General features: G+C 55.9%; 21 protein-coding genes and 1 pseudogene. 10 read left to right on the top strand and 12 right to left on the bottom strand.

Features of this window, described 5'->3' with window-relative positions:
- Window positions 1-6 precede the first annotated feature (6 nt).
- The 3 genes from ACZZ0D_RS12220 to ACZZ0D_RS12210 form a co-directional block, all read right to left on the bottom strand.
- Window positions 7-987, bottom strand: a complete 981-nt coding sequence (locus ACZZ0D_RS12220) for a zinc-dependent alcohol dehydrogenase family protein (protein ID WP_463553374.1) — start codon at window positions 985-987, stop codon at window positions 7-9.
- 63 nt (window positions 988-1,050) lie between these two features.
- Window positions 1,051-1,353, bottom strand: a complete 303-nt coding sequence (locus ACZZ0D_RS12215; protein WP_053119590.1) for an ArsR/SmtB family transcription factor — start codon at window positions 1,351-1,353, stop codon at window positions 1,051-1,053.
- A gap of 81 nt (window positions 1,354-1,434) precedes the next feature.
- On the bottom strand, window positions 1,435-1,893 hold the full coding sequence (locus ACZZ0D_RS12210; protein ID WP_463553373.1) for a metallophosphoesterase family protein: 459 nt from the start codon (window positions 1,891-1,893) through the stop codon (window positions 1,435-1,437).
- A 97-nt stretch (window positions 1,894-1,990) separates the two neighbouring features.
- On the opposite strand from ACZZ0D_RS12210, the gene ACZZ0D_RS12205 reads away from it, so the two are divergent.
- The gene (locus ACZZ0D_RS12205) at window positions 1,991-2,347 is read left to right on the top strand and encodes a hypothetical protein (RefSeq protein ID WP_463553372.1); all 357 of its coding nucleotides are present in this window, start codon (window positions 1,991-1,993) and stop codon (window positions 2,345-2,347) included.
- A gap of 92 nt (window positions 2,348-2,439) precedes the next feature.
- On the opposite strand, the pseudogene ACZZ0D_RS12200 reads toward ACZZ0D_RS12205, so the two are convergent.
- Window positions 2,440-3,325: pseudogene (locus ACZZ0D_RS12200) on the bottom strand (serine hydrolase domain-containing protein).
- 164 nt (window positions 3,326-3,489) lie between these two features.
- Here ACZZ0D_RS12200 and ACZZ0D_RS12195 point away from each other — a divergent pair.
- Entirely contained in the window at window positions 3,490-4,011 is a 522-nt protein-coding gene (locus ACZZ0D_RS12195; RefSeq protein ID WP_463553371.1) for a hypothetical protein, read from the top strand.
- A 44-nt stretch (window positions 4,012-4,055) separates the two neighbouring features.
- Here ACZZ0D_RS12195 and ACZZ0D_RS12190 read toward each other — a convergent pair whose 3' ends face one another.
- From ACZZ0D_RS12190 to ACZZ0D_RS12175, 4 genes are all read right to left on the bottom strand, one after another.
- On the bottom strand, window positions 4,056-4,328 hold the full coding sequence (locus ACZZ0D_RS12190; protein ID WP_463554802.1) for a hypothetical protein: 273 nt from the start codon (window positions 4,326-4,328) through the stop codon (window positions 4,056-4,058).
- Window positions 4,329-4,468: 140 nt separating this feature from the next.
- Window positions 4,469-4,885, bottom strand: coding sequence for a glycine zipper domain-containing protein (locus tag ACZZ0D_RS12185; protein ID WP_463553370.1), 417 nt, complete (start codon window positions 4,883-4,885; stop codon window positions 4,469-4,471).
- Window positions 4,886-5,244: 359 nt separating this feature from the next.
- Window positions 5,245-5,820: a hypothetical protein gene (locus ACZZ0D_RS12180; RefSeq protein ID WP_463553369.1), complete on the bottom strand. Its 576-nt coding sequence runs from the start codon at window positions 5,818-5,820 to the stop codon at window positions 5,245-5,247.
- Between the two features lie 434 nt (window positions 5,821-6,254).
- Complete coding sequence (locus tag ACZZ0D_RS12175) at window positions 6,255-6,926, bottom strand: lipopolysaccharide kinase InaA family protein (protein ID WP_212546055.1); 672 nt, start codon at window positions 6,924-6,926, stop codon at window positions 6,255-6,257.
- 209 nt (window positions 6,927-7,135) lie between these two features.
- On the opposite strand from ACZZ0D_RS12175, the gene ACZZ0D_RS12170 reads away from it, so the two are divergent.
- Window positions 7,136-7,591, top strand: coding sequence for a GNAT family N-acetyltransferase (locus tag ACZZ0D_RS12170; RefSeq protein ID WP_463553368.1), 456 nt, complete (start codon window positions 7,136-7,138; stop codon window positions 7,589-7,591).
- An 86-nt stretch (window positions 7,592-7,677) separates the two neighbouring features.
- On the opposite strand, the gene ACZZ0D_RS12165 is transcribed toward ACZZ0D_RS12170, so the two are convergent.
- Together ACZZ0D_RS12165 and ACZZ0D_RS12160 are read right to left on the bottom strand one after the other, a co-directional pair.
- Window positions 7,678-8,040 (bottom strand): DUF6124 family protein, encoded by a 363-nt coding sequence (locus ACZZ0D_RS12165; protein WP_053119610.1) that lies wholly within the window; start codon window positions 8,038-8,040, stop codon window positions 7,678-7,680.
- 390 nt (window positions 8,041-8,430) lie between these two features.
- Entirely contained in the window at window positions 8,431-9,345 is a 915-nt protein-coding gene (locus tag ACZZ0D_RS12160) for a LysR family transcriptional regulator (RefSeq protein WP_282353463.1), read from the bottom strand.
- Between the two features lie 225 nt (window positions 9,346-9,570).
- Here ACZZ0D_RS12160 and ACZZ0D_RS12155 point away from each other — a divergent pair, with 225 nt between their 5' ends.
- From ACZZ0D_RS12155 to ACZZ0D_RS12145, 3 genes are all read left to right on the top strand, one after another.
- Window positions 9,571-10,911, top strand: a complete 1,341-nt coding sequence (locus tag ACZZ0D_RS12155; RefSeq protein ID WP_463553367.1) for a nucleobase:cation symporter-2 family protein — start codon at window positions 9,571-9,573, stop codon at window positions 10,909-10,911.
- Window positions 10,912-10,941: 30 nt separating this feature from the next.
- Entirely contained in the window at window positions 10,942-11,451 is a 510-nt protein-coding gene (locus ACZZ0D_RS12150) for a nucleoside deaminase (protein ID WP_282353458.1), read from the top strand.
- Window positions 11,452-11,558: 107 nt separating this feature from the next.
- The gene (locus ACZZ0D_RS12145; protein WP_463553366.1) at window positions 11,559-12,296 is read left to right on the top strand and encodes a class I SAM-dependent methyltransferase; all 738 of its coding nucleotides are present in this window, start codon (window positions 11,559-11,561) and stop codon (window positions 12,294-12,296) included.
- On the opposite strand, the gene ACZZ0D_RS12140 is transcribed toward ACZZ0D_RS12145, so the two are convergent.
- Window positions 12,293-13,915 carry a methyl-accepting chemotaxis protein gene (locus tag ACZZ0D_RS12140; protein WP_463553365.1) on the bottom strand — a complete coding sequence of 541 codons (1,623 nt, stop codon included), beginning with the start codon at window positions 13,913-13,915 and terminating at the stop codon, window positions 12,293-12,295. The two genes, ACZZ0D_RS12145 and ACZZ0D_RS12140, sit on opposite strands and share 4 nt — an antisense overlap.
- A 270-nt stretch (window positions 13,916-14,185) precedes the next feature.
- Between ACZZ0D_RS12140 and ACZZ0D_RS12135 the strand changes: the two genes are divergently transcribed.
- Window positions 14,186-14,608, top strand: coding sequence for a hypothetical protein (locus ACZZ0D_RS12135; protein ID WP_463553364.1), 423 nt, complete (start codon window positions 14,186-14,188; stop codon window positions 14,606-14,608).
- Here ACZZ0D_RS12135 and ACZZ0D_RS12130 read toward each other — a convergent pair.
- Window positions 14,599-15,048, bottom strand: a complete 450-nt coding sequence (locus tag ACZZ0D_RS12130; RefSeq protein ID WP_463553363.1) for a GNAT family acetyltransferase — start codon at window positions 15,046-15,048, stop codon at window positions 14,599-14,601. The two genes, ACZZ0D_RS12135 and ACZZ0D_RS12130, sit on opposite strands and share 10 nt — an antisense overlap.
- A 291-nt stretch (window positions 15,049-15,339) precedes the next feature.
- Here ACZZ0D_RS12130 and ACZZ0D_RS12125 point away from each other — a divergent pair, with 291 nt between their 5' ends.
- The 3 genes from ACZZ0D_RS12125 (at window position 15,340) to ACZZ0D_RS12115 (ending at window position 18,052) form a co-directional block, all read left to right on the top strand.
- A complete protein-coding gene (locus ACZZ0D_RS12125; RefSeq protein WP_463553362.1) occupies window positions 15,340-15,924 on the top strand; it encodes a hypothetical protein in 585 nt (194 codons plus the stop codon).
- A 169-nt stretch (window positions 15,925-16,093) separates the two neighbouring features.
- Window positions 16,094-16,468, top strand: coding sequence for a cytochrome c (locus ACZZ0D_RS12120; protein WP_463553361.1), 375 nt, complete (start codon window positions 16,094-16,096; stop codon window positions 16,466-16,468).
- Between the two features lie 120 nt (window positions 16,469-16,588).
- Entirely contained in the window at window positions 16,589-18,052 is a 1,464-nt protein-coding gene (locus ACZZ0D_RS12115) for a DUF1254 domain-containing protein (protein ID WP_463553360.1), read from the top strand.
- Window positions 18,053-18,066: the final 14 nt, after the last annotated feature.

Here is an 18,066-nt window from a genome sequence, read left to right as displayed (position 1 = left end):
TGAAGTTCACACTGGCGTGACGATCGAGGGCCTGACCTCGATCACGATCTTTCCTTGAACACCGTTGTTGGGCGTCTCAAGCAATTTGTGAGCGAGGGGGAGGTCGGCGAGTGAAAAGACCGCGCCAACGTGTGGGCGCAGCTGTCCGCGTGCGACCAGTGCGCTCAGTTCATCCAGCTTGCCGCGGTTCTGGCGGGTGAACACGAAGTGGATACTGGCGTTCTTGCCCCAGGCCTGAACGAGGTTTTGCGGTTGGGCGATGTCGACAATCGTCACGATACGGCCCAGTTGCGCGAGTGCGTCCGGGCTGCGCGACAGCGTGTTGCCGCCGATGGTGTCGAACACCACATCGACCCCGTGGCCAGCCGTTTCGCGAAGGATGACGTCAACGTAGTCCTCTTTTTCGTAGTCGATGACGGTGTCGGCACCCAGGCTCCGAGCGAACTCGACATTGGTTTCACGCACGGTTGTGAACACTCTGGCGCCCATCGCTTTTGCCATTTGGATGGCCACATGCCCGACGCCGCCAGCGCCGCCGTGCACGAGGATACTTTCGCCGACTCGCAACGCCGCCCGGGTGACCAATGCCTCCCATGCCGTCCCGCCCACCAGCGTCAGACTTGCCGCCTCGAGATGGCTCAACGAAGGCGGTTTCTTGCCGATGATGGTTTCGGCGGCGACGTGGTACTCGGCGTAGCTGCCCGCACCGTCGAATATCTGCGGGGTGTACCAAACCTCGTCCCCTGGAGTAAACGCCGTTACTCCTGGCCCGACCGCTTCGACAACGCCTGAGACGTCGTGGCCGGTAATGCTCGGCAGCGATACCAGATCGGGATAATCGCCACGGCGGATCTGGTAATCCAAAGGATTGATGGAAGTCGCGTGGACTCGAACCAGCACTTGGCCCGCTTGCGGCAAGGGTTTGGGCACGTCGTGCAGCTCGAACGCGTCAGGGCCTCCGAAGGCTTTTAGCAACATCGCTTTCATGGTGTTTCCTCATATCTATAAAAAGGGATATCGAGATATCTCGATATTGTGCGGTAAAAAAATCTACAGCTCTTTTCCTATGATCTCGGCCAGAACACTGATGGTTGCTTCATTGCGTTTGTAGTACGTCCACTGACCAATGCGCCTGACTTCGACCAGGCCCACACGTTGCAGAGTTGCCAGATAACCCGACACCGTTGACTGAGACAGCCCGATGCCTTCTTGAATGCTGCTGACGCAGACCCCAACCGTGTGAACGTCGCCCTCGTCCTGCGCGGGGAAGTTCTTCACGGGATCCTTGAGCCCCTTCAGGATTTGAAGGCGGGTAGGGTTTGACAGCGCTTTGAATATTTCGAGTAAGTCCATGCGCCGAGGATATCGAGATTTACCGATATGTCAATGCGATGTTCGATGAGATTTTTGGTGGCGCTCCGAAGCACAAAATTTTCAGGGCAGAAGGTGGAGGAGTTGTGGATCAAGCGCGTCAGCCCCTATTTCCAGCAGCGCGAGGGTGACCGGTAATTTAAAACGCCGCCGCCCGGCGCTGCCTGGATTGAAATACAGCCGATCGCCGCGCCATTCAATCAAGGGTTTGTGCGAGTGGCCGGTAATGACGATTCGGGTGTGGCTATCGAGCAGAGCGGGAACATCGGCGATGTCGTGGGTGAGCAGGGTTGGCCAGCCGTTGAGGTTGAGGGTGAGGTGGTCGGGGAGGTCGGTGGCCCAAGGCAGGTTCAGGTCGTTGTTGCCGCGCACGGCGTGAACCGGGGCGATTTGCGCCAGTTGGCTGAGGATGTCAGCGCTGCCGATGTCGCCACCGTGGAGGATCTGTTCGACGCCCTCGATCGCGGTTAACGCTTCGGGGCGCAGGAGGCCGTGAGTGTCGGAAATGATGGCGATTTTCATGGAGGAGAGATTAGCAGGGTTGGTCTGGATGGCGGTGTTCAGCCGAAAATGCCAGAGTGCGCTTACGCCCCTTTAATGATCTGCCAAGGAACTTGCAATGCCCGCAGGAAAACGTGAACTGGCGCGCATCGAGCGCCGGCTGATCACCACGCTGACCGAAGCGTGCGAAACGGCAAAAAGTGAAATCAAAGGCTTTACCTGGCTCACTCACACGGCTGATCTGAATGCACTGGCTGAAACACTGAAAATCATCTGGGTGTTCGAAACCCTGGCCGACAGAAAGCTCGCCGAGGTTGACGCAAAAGCACAGATCTTCGCACTGACGGCTATTGCGCTGAATGAAGCGGGTATTGAGCTGAAACTGACAGATCGCAATGTTCGCTTTGATTCTGAGCAGGAGTGCGAAAACGCTCAGGGTGGCGATTGGCAAAAGCGTTTGGCCAAAGGGTATTGACGCTGGCTAAAGAAATCGAAAACTCTTGTGGCCCTCAGAGCAGGATGTGATCGAGAGGATGTACCACGACTTGCCGTTGATGCCGTAAAGAATTAGACATGCGGCAGCGCTTGCATCAACTGTTCAACGACCTTGGCCTCGATAGCCCCCTCACTGGCACCTCGCTCAAAAACAGCGCAACACGCTGATGCATCGCCCTCACGAACACGATAGACAGCGATAACACTGCCCGGCCCGCAACCGGTGTGCCCGCAGAGGGAATGCCCGCCGCCAATCGTGCCCTGCATCACCCCAAGGCCGTAGCCCGGAGTGATCCATGGGCGCCCGGGTATCGGGCCGCCCAATGTTCGCGCGGCCTGCATTGCCTGGCGCAAATTCGAGGAGAGCAAGTCAGTGCTGAGGAGGCGATCCAGAAATAGCGCTGCTTGCGAAACCGGTCCGAGTCAGCAGACCGTGATAAACCCAGGCAGGGTCGTAATTCAAGGTGCTTCCAAGGTGAGTCGTTTGTAAGTCTGCGCGCGTTTTAGCGAAGCGAACATTCGACAGACCCAGTGGTGAAATCGCCCGCTGTAGCACCGCCTCTTCAAGCGTCAGATCTGTTAGCCGCTGAATTAGCCTGCCGATAAGCAAATAACCGACATTTGAATAACGCCAACCGGTTCCGGGACTGTGTCGAAGTCGAGCAGCGTCAAGCCGTTGCATCATTTCATCTGGCGACCAGGCCGATTCGTCATTCCTGACGGCTGCGTGATACTCCGCAAGATCGCCGTAATCGGCCAGACCTGCTTCATGCCGCAGAAGCTGACGCAGCGTGAAAGGCTGATCAGTCACTGGCTCGTCTAACGTAGTCAGCCCATCTCGTACCAGCGACAGGGCTGTCGCCGCCAAAACTGTTTTGGTGAAGCTCCACCAAGGCACCGTCAGTTCTAATTGTTCAGGCGTTTGTACCTGACCATTTGATATGAGCGAACTGAGCATTGGCTTCCCTGGGCTATTAAGTGAATCAGCAGGCCGACAAGATAGCTCACTCTCATTCTTCGTGACCCGATATCAATCCCTGTTCGAATGGTGTTCGGGCTCCCATTTCGTCAAGCCTCGTGTTTTCGACCAAGCTCGTTCGATCACGCGCTCAGGGGATCGATATGAAAGCCGTACTCCACACGATCAAGCACGAAGTCATGAAGGCCATTCCGCCGACCGTATTTTTCTTCATTATTCTGCACATCGTCGCCCTCATCCGTACGTTGATGATGAAGGGCACAGGCGTTTCGATGCCGGTCTCCACGTCAATCCTGATCGCGTCGCTGGTGCTCGGCAAATCCGTGCTGGTCGCGGACATGCTGCCGTTCATTAATCGCTTTCCGGAAAAGCCACTGATCTGGAACGTCACCTGGAAAACGCTCATGTACGCGCTGGTGGCGCTGGTCGTTCATTATCTGGAGCGGCTGTATGAGTTCTGGAAAGAGGCACACAGCTTCATGGACGCGAACGCCACGTTGTGGACTTCGATGAACTGGCCTCAATTCTGGGCAGTGCAGATTCTGCTGATTACTTTGATCTTCGTGTATTGCGTCTTTTCAGAACTGACGCGCGCATTGGGTCGAGATCGATTGAAGAGAATGTTCCTCTGCCCGCTGCCACCAGACATCAACAAAGATTTGTAAGAAGAGAAGAGGCTAGGGCGTAGCGCCCTAGCCGATAGCAGAGGTTACTTTTTCTTCTTCGCCGGTTTGTCGGCCTTCTCTGATTTCTTGGCCTTTTCAGGCTTGCTATCAGCTTTCTTGGTGGCTTTCTTATCGGCCTTCTTATCGGCTTTTTTCGGTTCGGCGTCTTTTTTCTTGTCTTTCTTATCGGAAGATTTCGAAAGCGCTGAGGCTGCCGTTGATTTCTTTTCCGGTGACGACTTCTTGTCCTTCAAGTCCTTGCTGGCCTTGGAAGCTTCACCTTTGCTTTTCTTCTCGTCTTTAGCCACGTTGATCACCTCTCGGAGCATGCCGGTATTGGCACATTGCCTGTGGGAATACTCACAAGCTGATCATTAGGCGAGTGCGTTCTGAAGCGGTTCAAATTTTATCGAAGCGTCGCGACAGGCTGTTGGCAGAGAAAAGCAGACGCACAGTCTCAATGTTTGTGACCGTGTTTATTCTTGTGCTTGTGGTCATGGCCGGAGTGATGGTCGTTATCGTCAGCCAGGTTATTGCCCACTGCACCGCCGGCGGCGCCGCCCAATCCCGCGCCGATCAGACCGCCAGTTGATCCGCCCAGACTGGCGCCAACGACCTGGCCACCAGCGGCGCCGATACCGCCGCCAATCGCCGCTTCAGTTTTCTTGCCGCTTTTTGCACTGATTGCACCCCCGGTTGCACCGCCAACCCCGGCACCGATTAACGCGCCAGTGCTTCCCCCGACCGATTGACCGACAACACTTCCAAGCGCACCACCGAGCCCTCCGCCCAATGCTGTGTTGGTGGTTTCACCGGCGACGGCGTAATGAGCAACAAACAGACTTAATGCTGCAACCGATAATGATTTGCGCATCGAACTCACCTCAAACTTTTCAAATGAGCAGGAAAGTTTGTTGGCCCGACCTGAGCAGGTCAATGCGCATTCGTCCGTGCATTAATCTGAGTCAAGCAATTGCCGGGTAGGGGTACCGTTTATCGCGTAAGCCGTCAGATTCGTAGTGCGAGTTTTGAAGATCGACGGAGTGCCTATTACGAGTTTCAAGATGATCTTCTGTGACACAAGCGCTCGTTGATGAGTGGCCGCTACCGGCCATAAGCAGACATTCGTAAATGTCCGTTTTCGACCCAAAGCTGAAGTTGACGAAAGTCAGAAATCGGCCATAGCTGTCGCTTAATCTTTTGTTCGCGAAAAAAATGTCGAACCTAGTGGATCTACTTATAGATAAATGTATAGCTGACAATGTAGCTACCTATTTTGTTTGCGCGGGCACTCACCCAAACGGTCTTCATACCCTGCTTTATATTTTCCTCTAAGTGCATTTTATTCGTGCAGAGCTCAATTCTGCGGTGCGTATTTGTATCTTCGATCCACAGACCTGCCTCGCAATGACTAAATCTTCCGATGGAAGGCCCAGGGTAGGTTATTTCATATGAAGACTCATAACTAATAATCTTGCCAGGCAGAAGATAGGCGGCGGTCGCATAAATATTGACAGACAAGCCAAACCCTAAGCAAAACCAACCAATAAAAGAGTCTAAAGTTCGTTTTGCTATTTTGCCACCAGGACGCCGGTATAGTGTGCCAGTTACGGCGGTAAGCCCACTAATAGAACCGATCAACAGGTATGTCGTCCACTCGGGGATTTCAGGCATTAAAACTGTTCGCGCTGAAATACTAGAAGCCCAGCCAGCATAATAAAACCATGCACCAAAGAGCAGAAACGCTATCACTGAAAAAACTATTTTTTTTGATTTTTCCTCAAGCGTGCTGAGTTTCATTTGTAGCATGTTTTGATTTCTTCGTGCTCGAATTAATTATTAAAGCGTCGTAGGTGTTATTGACGACTACCAGATCGCGACTTGAGCCGACAAACGCCAAACGCCAAACGCCAAACGCCAAACGCCAAACGCCAAACGTCAATTGCCACTGCTAGCATATCGAACCTTGGGTAGTGCGGAACAATTGCCGAGAACTCCTGTATGGCAAAAGTCCAGTGACGTGGCAACAAGCCTCGCTGCACTCGGCAGGGGAATACTGGTGAGAATAGTACACAAATTCTGTTTTTTGAACGTCTGCTTTTGGCCGGAAGCAGCCAGTCGCTGACAGCCTCATTTAGCTGCCAGGTTTTCTTTCGGCCAAAGTGAACCTTGTCCTTAAGGTTGTTGTAACCCCGACGAGAGTTGCAATGGGTTCGCCTGCTGAACGCTACAAACACGCCTGCTCACATGGTTCTGCCGATGGCTTGCTCGTAGTAGGAAAGGAAATGCTGCCACTGCGACTCATCCCAGAAAGAATGCCGTCTGAGTTGAGGAATGTCGTGACGCGCTGCGCCCATGGCCGTGGCGCGACCGCGAGATTTTTCCAGGTCGAGCAACGCCAGTTCGAAGTCGAAGTCTGCGTCGGTAATCGATGCCTTGATAAAGATGTGCTTGGAACGCATGCAACCGTGCTGCCATTTGCCTGAGTGCATCCGCGCCAGCATTTGCGCTAAACGTTCAAAAAGTCGCTGATGCTGCTCTGTCGTCAACATGCTTGCAGCGCCTTGGCTATACCAGGTATCCAGATCGATGAAGCCACCGAGGTCTTCGGTAACTAAAACACCTTGCCAAGTGCCTTGGACTTTTCTCGCACCGTAAAACACCGGTCTTGGTGCGTTCACGCCCAGTTCCTCGAGCCTGGAAAGGGCAATACCTTCACGCAGTGCGGTGGGCCGGCCAGTGGGGTAGCGGAGGCTACGAAACAGGTGGCCGGTCTGACGCTTCACGAAGAACGTCCTGTTATCGTGAACGATCAGTTGGACGCCGCTAGTGCCGCTCCGGCGCACATTCGGTGGTTCCACCCACGACCCGGACGTACCCCACCAAAATTCAAACTCATCGCGTGCACGGCCCATTGTGTGCTCCATTTATTGTAGAAATCTGTTTGCTTGCGACGGTTGCATTATGGTCGCAATAGCACCTCAGTCTATTGGTGGACGTCAATAGTTCCCCGTCATTCGCAGATGTTAGTGCTTGGTTTTGGCTTTTACGCAACTACGTGGCGAATATGGGCAATGGGAGGGATACTCCCAAGTCTCAAGACATCACGGAAGGAATTGCTTGAATGGAGTGCCTGATCCGAATCGCAATGAAAGCGGACGCTGCCGCCATCAGCCAAGTCATCATTGGCACCCTTCGCGAGTCCAATGCTCAGGACTATTCAGCCGAAATCATCAACCAAGTGGAGCTGAGCTTTTCTCCACAAGCGATCCTCTGTTTGATGACGCAGCGTCAGGTGTTCGTCGCCCTACTCGAACATCGTATTGTTGCAACGGCCAGTCTTGATCAGGACGTTGTGCGAAGTGTGTTTGTCGAGCCGGCTTATCAAGGGAAGGGCATCGGGAGACAGCTGATGAAAAGCATTCAATCAAGCGCCATTGCTGAAGGGCGCAACCTGCTGCGTGTCCCTTCTTCGATCACGGCTGAGGGCTTTTATGCTTCGCTAGGCTTTATAAAAATCCGAGACGCATTTCACGAGTCCGAGCGCACGATCATCATGTCGAAGACGTTGGATGTGTAGCTTGACTGTATGAACTCAAATGACGATCGGTATCACGGCTAAAAAGGCTTGAAGTGGCGACGGCAAGTCGCCACTGAACGGGTTACTCAGTCCGTAACTTCAACCCTGTCCAACGCCCGATTCACCGCCAATTCTCCAAGCATCACCACCTGCGCAATGCCCAGCAACGTCCTGCGAATCGGGCCATCTACCAACCCCGCAACATCACCCAGCATGATGGAAGCTGAGGCCAGTGATTCGGATGCGTTAACCAGTAATGACTCGGTGTCCGTTTCCGGATTCACCAAAAACATCGTACTCGCCTGATACGGCGCAGCCATGATCGCCGCAGTCGGGTTGAGGTAATGATCGAGCGCACGTTCAGCCGCGTCGTGCATTTTTCTGGAATCGAGTGATTCGTACGGAGAGGTTGGATCAGTGTCTGGAGGGTTCGGCGTTATCTTGAACATGTTCTTCATTTTCCATTTGTGTGGCCGCCACTCCGAGCTACTAAACAGGGGGTGGCAGCTGTGCGCAGGTTAGTAGACCGGGGAAAAGAAGAAAGCCGGCGCGCCCGAAGGCGCCCTACACACAGCCGCCATCAAGTGCAGGTACGCGAATACCTTTCTGACGACGTTTGTGCACTTTCATTTACCACGGGCTACTAAACCCGATCACTGCGAATCAGTGACGCGAATCAAGTTAACGGTGGCCCGCAAAGCGCACAAGCCGGCGGATTCTGGCGTAGTCGTAGGCAAAGGCGCAAGGTGTTGTAGCCTTTCGGGCGTAACGCCAAGTGTCCTTAAACACAACGCGAAAAACGTTAAACACACTCCTACTCAGCCGCACTAACAACCCCGTCAAAGCGTCGTAATCTGCCCATTCCGATCCAGCTCATACACCTTGTTCCCCTGCAATTTCTCCTTCAGCCAACGCTCCGCTTTGCCCAGCGGACGTTGCCGCGCCCAGAGCAAATCCACGCCAATCTGCCAGTCCGTATGCGGATACGCCGTGAGCTGCAACTCGACCAATTCACCTTTGGCCAGTTCACGTTGAATCAGCTGCCGGGGCAGGGTGGCCCAGCCGAGTCCGGCGCGCACCATTTCCAGGAGTGCCAGATAACTTTCCGCTTGCCACAACTGCGTCGAGCGCAGGTATTCGCTGCTCGGCAGTTTGCTCGCGTGGGCGCTGAAGGCGAGGCGGCGGTGGACGTGCAGGTCGTCGAAGGTGACGTTGTCAAGTTGCGCCAGCGGGTGATCCGGGTGGCAGACGTGCAGCATGATCAGTTTGCCCAGTTGCTGGAACGCCAGTTCCTCAGGGTAGCCCGGTTGGGAGAAGGCGACGCCGAGTACGGCTTGGCCGCTGCTGACCAGTTCGCTGACGTCGCCGTGCACCGGGTGGCGGATGATCAGGTCAACGAAGGGGAAGGTCTGCTCGAAGGCTTTGAGTACCGGCATGATCGGGCCGTACGGTGTTTCGATTGCCAGCGTCAGGCTGGGTTCGACGTTGTCCGAGAGGCAGTCGGCGTGGGCTTCGAAGGTCATGCAACGTTCGAGCACGGCTTCGGCCTGGATCAGCAGTTTGTGGCCGCTGGCGGTGAGGGTGGGGCTGCGGTTGCTGCGGTCGAACAGGTCAACGCCGAGATCGGTTTCGAGGTTGGCAATCGCCGCGCTGATGGTCGATTGGGTCTTGCCGAGTTTGCGCCCGGCGGCGGAGAACGAACCGCTTTTGACCACTTGGACGAACATCAACAGTTGATCGAGTGAGAAGCGCAAGCGGTGAACTCCCGGGTCGAAGAAGAGGGGTGAAACTGCGTCATCAATAACCGATTTCGCCGCGTTCGCGCCATCGAAAAAAGCGATGGTTGCTAATTTGTTTCATCGCTATAAACGTTCAACTATGGCCCCGCGTCAAACGATCTCCGGGGCGGTTCTACCCTTCAAACGCCCCTGAGAATGCCCGCGATCTCAACAGATGCCGCACCTTCAGGAGCGTGTGAAATGACCACACAACGCATTCATCCGGTGGACGAGGTTTTGCCGCTGCGACAGTTGTTCACGTTTGGCTTGCAGCATGTTTTGGTGATGTACGCGGGGGCGGTGGCGGTGCCGCTGATTCTCGGCAGCGCAATGGGGCTGACCTCGGCGCAGGTCGTGTTGCTGATCAACGCCAACCTGCTGACCTCCGGTGTGGCGACGTTGATTCAGACTTTGGGCTTCTGGAAATTCGGCGCGCGTTTGCCGCTGATTCAGGGCTGCTCGTTTATTGCGCTGGCGCCGATGATCATGATCGGCAAGGAGTTCGGGCTAAGTCAGATATTCGGTGCGGTGATCGCGGCGGGATTTATTACCATCGCGCTGGCGCCGGTGTTCAGCCGACTGCTGCGCTTCTTTCCGCCGGTGGTGATTGGCAGTTTGATCACCATTATCGGTATCTCGCTGATGCCAGCGGCGGCGATCTGGTTGGGCGGTGGCAATCCTGATTCAGCGGATTTCGGCAACCCCGCCAATCTGTTGCTGGGCCTGGCCACGGTCAGCGTGACGCTGGTGATCTACGCCAAATTCAAGGGATTCCTCGGCAACCTCAGCGTGCTGATCGGCTTGTTCGCCGGCAGCCTGATCGCGGCGGCGTGCGGCATGACCCACTTCAGTCGGGTGAGCGAAGCGGCGTGGTTTGAGCTGAGTGCGCCGATGGCATTTGGTGCGCCGGAATTTTCGCCGGTGCCGATTCTGATCATGACTCTGGCGATGCTGGTGATCATGGCCGAGACCACCGGCAACTGCCTGGCGATCGGCAAATTGACCGGCAAACCAACCACACAGCAGACCCTCGGCAACGCGTTCCGCGCCGATGGTTTGTCGACCATGCTCGGCGGCTTGTTCAACAGTTTTCCGTACAACGCCTTCACGCAAAACACCGGTTTGATTGCGCTTTCCAACGTGAAGAGCCGCTTCGTCGTCGCGGCGGCCGGGGCAATCATGGTGCTGATGGGCTTGTTCCCGAAGCTCGGCGCGTTGATCGCGGCGGTGCCGACACCGGTGCTCGGTGGCTGCGCGATCGTGATGTTCGGCATGACCACGGTGGCCGGTATTCAGGAGCTGTCGCGGGTGCAATTCGAGGGCACTCGCAACGGCATCATCGTCGCCGTGTCGGTGAGTGTCGGCGTGCTGCCGATGTCCTTTCCGGCGCTGTTCGAGCACGTCGGCCCAACGCTGAAACTGGTGCTCGACAGCGGCATTTTCCTCGGTGCGATCACCGCCATCGTGCTCAATATTCTGCTCAACAATGAAAAAAAATCGACCGAAACCATCGGCGCTGCATCGGCTGAATTGGCCGACTGACTTTTGTTTTCCACTGCCCAGGAGTTACCCATGAATCAATTCACTCAGCTCATTCCAGCAGGCGTCAGCGATCTCGATCTGGCGTTGCTGCGCCAGACCATCGCCTTGTCCGAGGCCTCGAAACAGCGTGGCCGCCACCCGTTTGCTGCGTTGGTCGCCGACCGCAACGGCAAAGTGATCGTCGAAGCGGGGAACAACTCGATGCCGCCGGAAGGCGATCCGACCCAGCATGCGGAACTGGTTGCGGCGGCTGCGGCGGCCAAGTTGCTGACGCCGCAAGAGCTGGAACTGTGCACGCTGTACACCAGCGCCGAACCTTGCTGCATGTGCGCTGGCGCGGTGTATTGGACGGGCATCGGGCGGGTGGTTTATGCGTTGTCGGAGCACGCGTTATTGGGACTGACGGGTGACCATCCGGAGAACCCGACGTTCTCGCTGCCGTGCCGCGAAGTGTTTGCCAAGGGGCAGCGCAAGGTCAGTGTGTTCGGGCCGATGCTGGAGGGGGAGGCGGCCGAGCCACATAAAGGGTTCTGGTCTTAACGTTTGAACACTGCATTCCCGTTGGGAATGCAGTGCATGAAATCATTGAATTTCTCTTGTCACACTGGCCGGCGTAATTTGCTGAAAAAGGACATGGAGACCTGCCAGTGAAATTATCCTCAGCTGAAAAATTCGACAACTCCCGCGCCAATGAATACGCGAAGCAAAGCCGCATCGCTTTGGCCGGTTATGACGCCTGCCATGATCTGGCGGCGTGCATGCTGGCTGCGAGTCTCGGGCAGTCACGGCCGGCGAAAATTCTGGTGGTCGGCGCTGGCGGTACGGCGCAGGAAATCATCGCGATGGCGGCACTGGAGCCGGACTGGAGTTTCACTGCGGTCGATCCTTCCGAGCCGATGCTGGACGCCGCCGTGCAACAGCTACAGGCAAACGATGTGCTGCACAGAACCGAGATTCATCTTGGTCATGTCGATGATTTGCCGGAGGACGAATCCTTCGACGCGGCCACGCTCATCGGTGTGCTGCATCACCTGGATGGCGACGAGGCCAAACGCGAAATTTTGCGATCGATTGAGGCTCGGCTCAAACCCGGCGCACCGCTGATTGTGGCCGGCAATCATTACGCTTACGCCAGCCAACCGTTATTGCTGGAGGCATGGGGGCAGCGCTGGCGGCAGCAGGGCGCGAGCGCCGATGAGGTGCAAGCAAAACTGGGGAAAATTCTTCAGGGTGCTGATCCGCCGCACTCTGAGGCGGCGGTTCAGGCGTTGTTGCAGGAGGCGGGTTTTGCTCAGGCGACGCGTTTTTTCAGCAGTTTATTCTGGGGTGCATGGCTGACGGTTAAGGAAGAGCAACCGCGCACCTTCGAAAAACGCGCTGATTAAACCGTAAACCGCGATACCACTTTGCTCAATCCGATCGCCAGCTTCGACAGTTCATTGCTGGCAATCGACGTTTGATCAGCCGCCGATGTGCTTTGAATCGACAAATCCTTGATGCTCATCAAATTCTGATCTACGGATCGGGCAACGTGTGCCTGTTGCTCGGACGCCGTGGCGATCAACAGGTTGCGTTCGTTGATGTCAGCCACCGCAGCGGAGATATCGCGGATCGCCTGACCTGCCTGACGGGCAATTTCCAGGGTTCTGATGGCTTCGGCGCTGCTCTGCTGCATCGACAACACGGATTTGTCCGAGCCGGCGAGGATGCCGCTCATCATTTGCTCGATTTCTTGAGTCGATTCCTGTGTGCGGTGAGCCAAGGCTCTGACTTCATCGGCGACCACGGCAAAACCCCGGCCTTGTTCGCCCGCGCGCGCGGCTTCAATCGCGGCGTTCAAGGCCAGCAGATTGGTCTGCTCGGCAATCGCCCGGATCACGTCCAGCACCTTTCTGATGCCTTGGGTTTGCTGTGCCAATTGCTCAAGGTCGTTGCTCGTCTGACCGACCGCACCGGCGAGGTTCTCAATCGACGAAATGGTCTGCGATACCCGATCCAGACCGGTCTGCGCGGCTGTGCCGGATTGCTGAGTGGACTTGGAGGCCGACACGGCATTGCGCGCAACATCTTCCACCGCCACGGTCATCTCGTTGACGGCCGTTGCTGCTTGTTCGGTCTCGACGTTCTGGCGTTGTATGCCGCTTTTCGACTCTTCGGTGATCGCACTCATTTCTTCAGCCGCCGAGGCCAGCAACGAAGAGGATTCGGAGATGTGATTGATCGTGCTTTTGAGGTTGCTCAGCATGGTCGCGGCTGACTGTTGCAGCGCCGTGAGTTCATCCGCGCCTGACACTTCCACGTTGCCGCGCAGATCGCCTTCGGCAATTTTCTGATTGACGTTCAGCAGTGCCTGCATCGGCAATACGATGCTGCGGGTAAAGAAAATGGCGATCGACACCGTGAGTGCCAAGCCAATAATGATGATCGCGATCACCCACATCTGACCGCTCTCAAACGCAGCGCGCGCGGCGACGCCCGATGTGGCAGCGCCAGCGGTGTTAACGCCGGCCAACGTATCGATACCGTCCATCAAATCCACCGCTAAAGGAGCGGTGACGCTGCGTATATAGGCAAAGGAGTCTGCCTGGGATTGCTTGTCCGCCTGCGCCAGCAAGACTTCGACTTTGTCGTGGTAGTTTTTTACCAGCGCCTGGACTTTCTCGTATTTTTCGCGCTCGGCCGGCGAAGAAACATTGGGGTCGTAGTTACGGGTCACTTCATCGAGTTTGTTCTCCAACTCGATGACTTTGGCGCGGGACTCGCCGTTATCGTTCGCCCCTTGAACAATAAAGTTTGTCAGCGCAAGGCGGACGTTGTAGGCGGTCGACTTTATTAACGCAGACGCCTGAATGCTCGGCAGCCAGTCGACTTCCAGCCTTTTCGCCTGCGCGCCAATGGCCGACATTTTCCAGGCGGACACACCGCCCAAGCACATCAACAAGAGGCTGATCACCCCAAAGCAAAGGGTGGCGCGTGCGCTTAGCCGTATGCGTCTGATCATCATTTTTTTAGAGGTCCAGTATAAATTGACAGTTTCCATGGCCCGCGATTGGCCGAGGGTGGGGTAGGTTAGCTACGCACCCACGTTAGCGGCCCACGGAAACCAGAAACATCAGGTAAACCCTAAAAACAGCGGCGATCGATACACGTGCCGGCCATCCGCCGGGCACGGTCGCGCCTGCCGATCGCGGCCTCGTGTGGCATTCGACTTCTGATCTATAGTCACTGAATCGGCCACCGGACTCGGCCAGTACGACCCGCAGGAACGCGAGAATTGATCACTCGACTGCAAGCACTCAAGTTGATGCAACTGGACATCGCCTTGCCGGCCTATACCGTGCCCACCTGCACGACGATCGCCGCAACACTGTTTTTGGTCTTCGCCGTGCCGTTCAGCTTTGTCACTTCGCTGCCGCCGAGCGCTTTTTTACAGACACTGCCGTGGGTGACGCTGTTGCTGTTTATGCAATGGGCCTGCTGGAGCATTTTTGCTGACGTGCTGGAAGACATTCCGAGCGTGCGGCATTTGACGTTATTGGTGTTTGGGCTGTTGCTGACGCTGTTCTTCGGCGCGTTCGCCTGGTGGCTGTTTGACGATCACATTCTTGGACTGATGTGCGGCTCGCAAGGGATGGCGGCGAGTGTGCTGTTGGTGATCAATCTGCTGCGTAAACGGTTTCAGGCGGGTCAGCCCTGAATCCCTGGCATCACGATATTCGCTTCAATCTTCTTGCCCATGCTGATGCGCGGTTCGATCGAATAACCCAACGCTTCATAAAAAGCCGCCACGCTCGCATTGGCGCTGATGATCTGCAGATTAATCTTCATGCAACCGCGCGCAATCAGCGCGTCCTCGGCGTGACGAACCAGTTTGGCTCCCAAGCCTTCTCGACGATGTGCGGGGTGCACCGCCACCGAGTACAACCAACCGCGGTGGCCATCGTACCCGCCCATAACCGTGCCGATGGCTTCTTCATCTCTTACAGCCACGAAAAACAGCTCATCGGCGACGGCGAGTTTTTTGTCGATGGTGAGGCTGGGAGTGTTATGGGCGGTTTCGTAACCGAAGACGGTTTCCCATAACGCTATTACCGCGTGTCGGTGGTGGTTGTTTGAATAGTTGGCAATGACGTCCATGGCGCGGCTCTTGAGTTGAATGAGCTGACGCTAGCGCTCTGTGGTTTGTGTGTCCAGGGGACTTCAGATTGGATGGATGACAAAATTATCTGCAAAAAGCCGCATACATCGTTGATGTCCACCTACGCTAAGACCGTTCAGGCCATTGTGATCGTCGTGCAGCAGCGATCAAAGACTTGCGATTGCAACCCATTGGTACAGGCGGAACCTGACCTGAGTGGTTTATTTCCTGGAAACCCCGGAAATCAATGATCAAGTCACGTAGAGCCTTTTGAAATCCGGCGCAGTGAGATGACCCCAGACCAGATTTACTCGCATATCCGCATTGTCCTCAGCATCATCCTCGGGCTGGGTATAACGACGTTGCTTAAGGGAATCGCTTCGATCATCGAACACCCGCGCCAATTTGGATGGTCGTGGATACACATGAGCTGGGTGGTCTGGGCGCTCATTTCAATCATGACGTTCTGGTGGTGGGAGTTTCGTCTTACGCAGGTGCCGGTGTGGACGTTCGAGTCCTACTTTTTCATTGTCTGCTATTGCGCCCTTTATTTCATGGTGTCGACGATGCTGTTTCCGTCAGACGTGAGGGAGTTCGGCAGCTACGAAAACTACCTGCTGGAGCGACGTGCCTGGTTCTTCGGGCTCATCGCGCTTATCACGGCCATGGATCTAATCGACACCTCCCTCAAAGGCAACGCCCGCTGGCAGACGCTCGGAGCGGCGTATACCGCCCACACCGTCATCATGCTCGGTATCGTGGTGATTGGTATTACCCAGAAACGGCGTCGAGTACAGCTGACTCTTGCGCTGTTTACCCTGATCTATCAGGTCGGCTACTTTACCGTCGAATACTTCACGCTTTTAGCGGACTGAGTGTTAAGAACAGCCTTAGGCTGGCCACCGCACCGGGTTTCAAGACGGTATTTGGCAAAATTATTTCAGCGAAAGCAGACGCGATCGAGCTGCGGCGTTATGAAGGTCAACAAGGCGCGTAGCGTTTACTTCGATACAGATTCAATGGATGGAACACGAGCATATGGACATGAAATCAGTCTTCATCGCTGCGCTGAGCGCTTTATCGCTGGCTCAAACATCGCCGTCTCTGGCGGACAACAGCAACGGAAAAAACCTCTTCGTGCAGCGCTGCGCGATGTGTCACGGCGCTGATATCAAAGGTACAGGGCCGCTGGCGCATAAAAGCAATCCGCCGACGCCGGATCTGACAACAGCCGCTTTCAAGCAACGGCTGAGCGATTACCCGGGCGTCATTGTGTCGTCGATCATCCTTCGGCCAAACGGTGATTTGATCCCGAGAACGTTGCGCGAGAACGGTGTGAAGGTGCCGCCGCATGCCTGGAGTGTTAAGGATTTTCGCGATTTGAATCAGTACATGAAAAGTGTCATTTCAAAACGTTGAGGGCTGCGGATCAGGGCCTGCTGCGCGCAGCCCAAACATTCAGTGACCACCTCGGCAGACTTGCGCTATCTTTCCTGCGACTCACCTGCAAAGGGTGATCCCCGCCAGTAAGGACGCTTTATGAATCAACTGTCGCAACGCCTCAATCTGTTCGCGCTGACCCTGATGGGGGCGCTGGCCACCACCTGTGTTCTGGCCCCGCAAAGTTTCGCGAGCGAAGGCTCCGTCAGCGGCCCGGTCGCCAACACCAAGGTCACCGAGCCATACGTGCGCATGATGGCCCGTGAGGCGTATTTCTGGGGTTGGCCGATGGCCAATATTTTCAACCGTCGCCAAGCGTTCAAGGATCTCCCTGAACCTGGCTTGATGGGCGGCATTGTTCCGGTCGCGCCAATCAATCGACTGTCGATGCTTAGCGATTACATCGATCCGGCCGAACGCCTGGTGGCGTGCCCGAATCAGGACGTGGTCTACGGCGCGGGCAGCATCGCGCTGGATCTGGAACCGGTGGTGTTGCAGGTGCCGGATTTCGGTAGTCGCTTCTGGGTGTACCAAGTGGTGGATTTGCGTTCCGACAGCTTTGCCGAGCTTGGCAAAATGTATGACACCAAACCTGGTTTCTATCTGTTGGTGGGCCCTGACTGGAAGGGCGCAGTCCCGGCCGGGATCACTAAGGTGTTCCGCTCGCGCACCAACACCGGTTTCGTGATTCCTCGGGTGTTCCAGGACGATAGCGCCGCCGACCGTGCGGCCATTCAGCCATCGTTGTCGGGCGTCGACATGTACCCGCTGTCGCAATTCGACGGCAAGGTCAAACACCGCGATTGGGCAAAACTGCCGAAATTCCCGGCGCAGGCCGCCGGCAGTGGCGAAACCAAATGGGTGATCCCGGAGAAATTCTTCGACGAGTTGCCCGCGCTGCTCAAGGACGCCAAACCGCTGCCGGGCGAAGAAGTTCGCTACGCACAAATGGCCGCACTGGCCGCCATTGCCAAGGCCGATCCTCAGCTCAAAGCCGCGATGATCGATGAAGCGAAAAAAACCGACAGCGAAGTGATCGACCCGCTGTTGCAGTTCCGTAACTACGGCCTGCAATTGCCGGATCACTGGAGCACCATCAGCAACGGCGCGGCGTTCGGCACTGACTATTTCAGCCGTACCGCCGTCGCGCGCTCGAATATCTTCGTCAACCAGCAGAAAGAAACCAAGTACTTCTATCAGGATCTGGACAAGACCGGCACGCGCCTCAACGGGCAAAACGGCTACACCGTGACCTTCGCCAAAGGGCAACTGCCACCGGTCAAAGGCTTCTGGTCGCTGACCCTGTACAACGAACAGCACTTCTTCTCGCCGAACGACCTCAAGCGCTATTCCATCGGCACCAAAAACAAATCCCTGCAAGCCAATGCTGACGGCTCGCTAACAATTTACGTGCAGAGTGATTCGCCGGGCAAGGACAAGGAAACCAACTGGCTGCCGACGCCCAAAGGTGCGGATTTCTCGCTCTACATTCGCGCGTACTGGCCTGAGCCGGCTGCGCTGAACGGCCAATGGGTGCCGCCCGCTGTTGTCAAAGCCAATTGATCGCAAGGACGTTT

The organism is Pseudomonas sp. AC193, assembly GCF_979258075.1.
The sequence above is the reverse complement of the archived record's forward strand: the minus strand, read 5'-3'. Positions and strand labels throughout refer to the sequence as shown.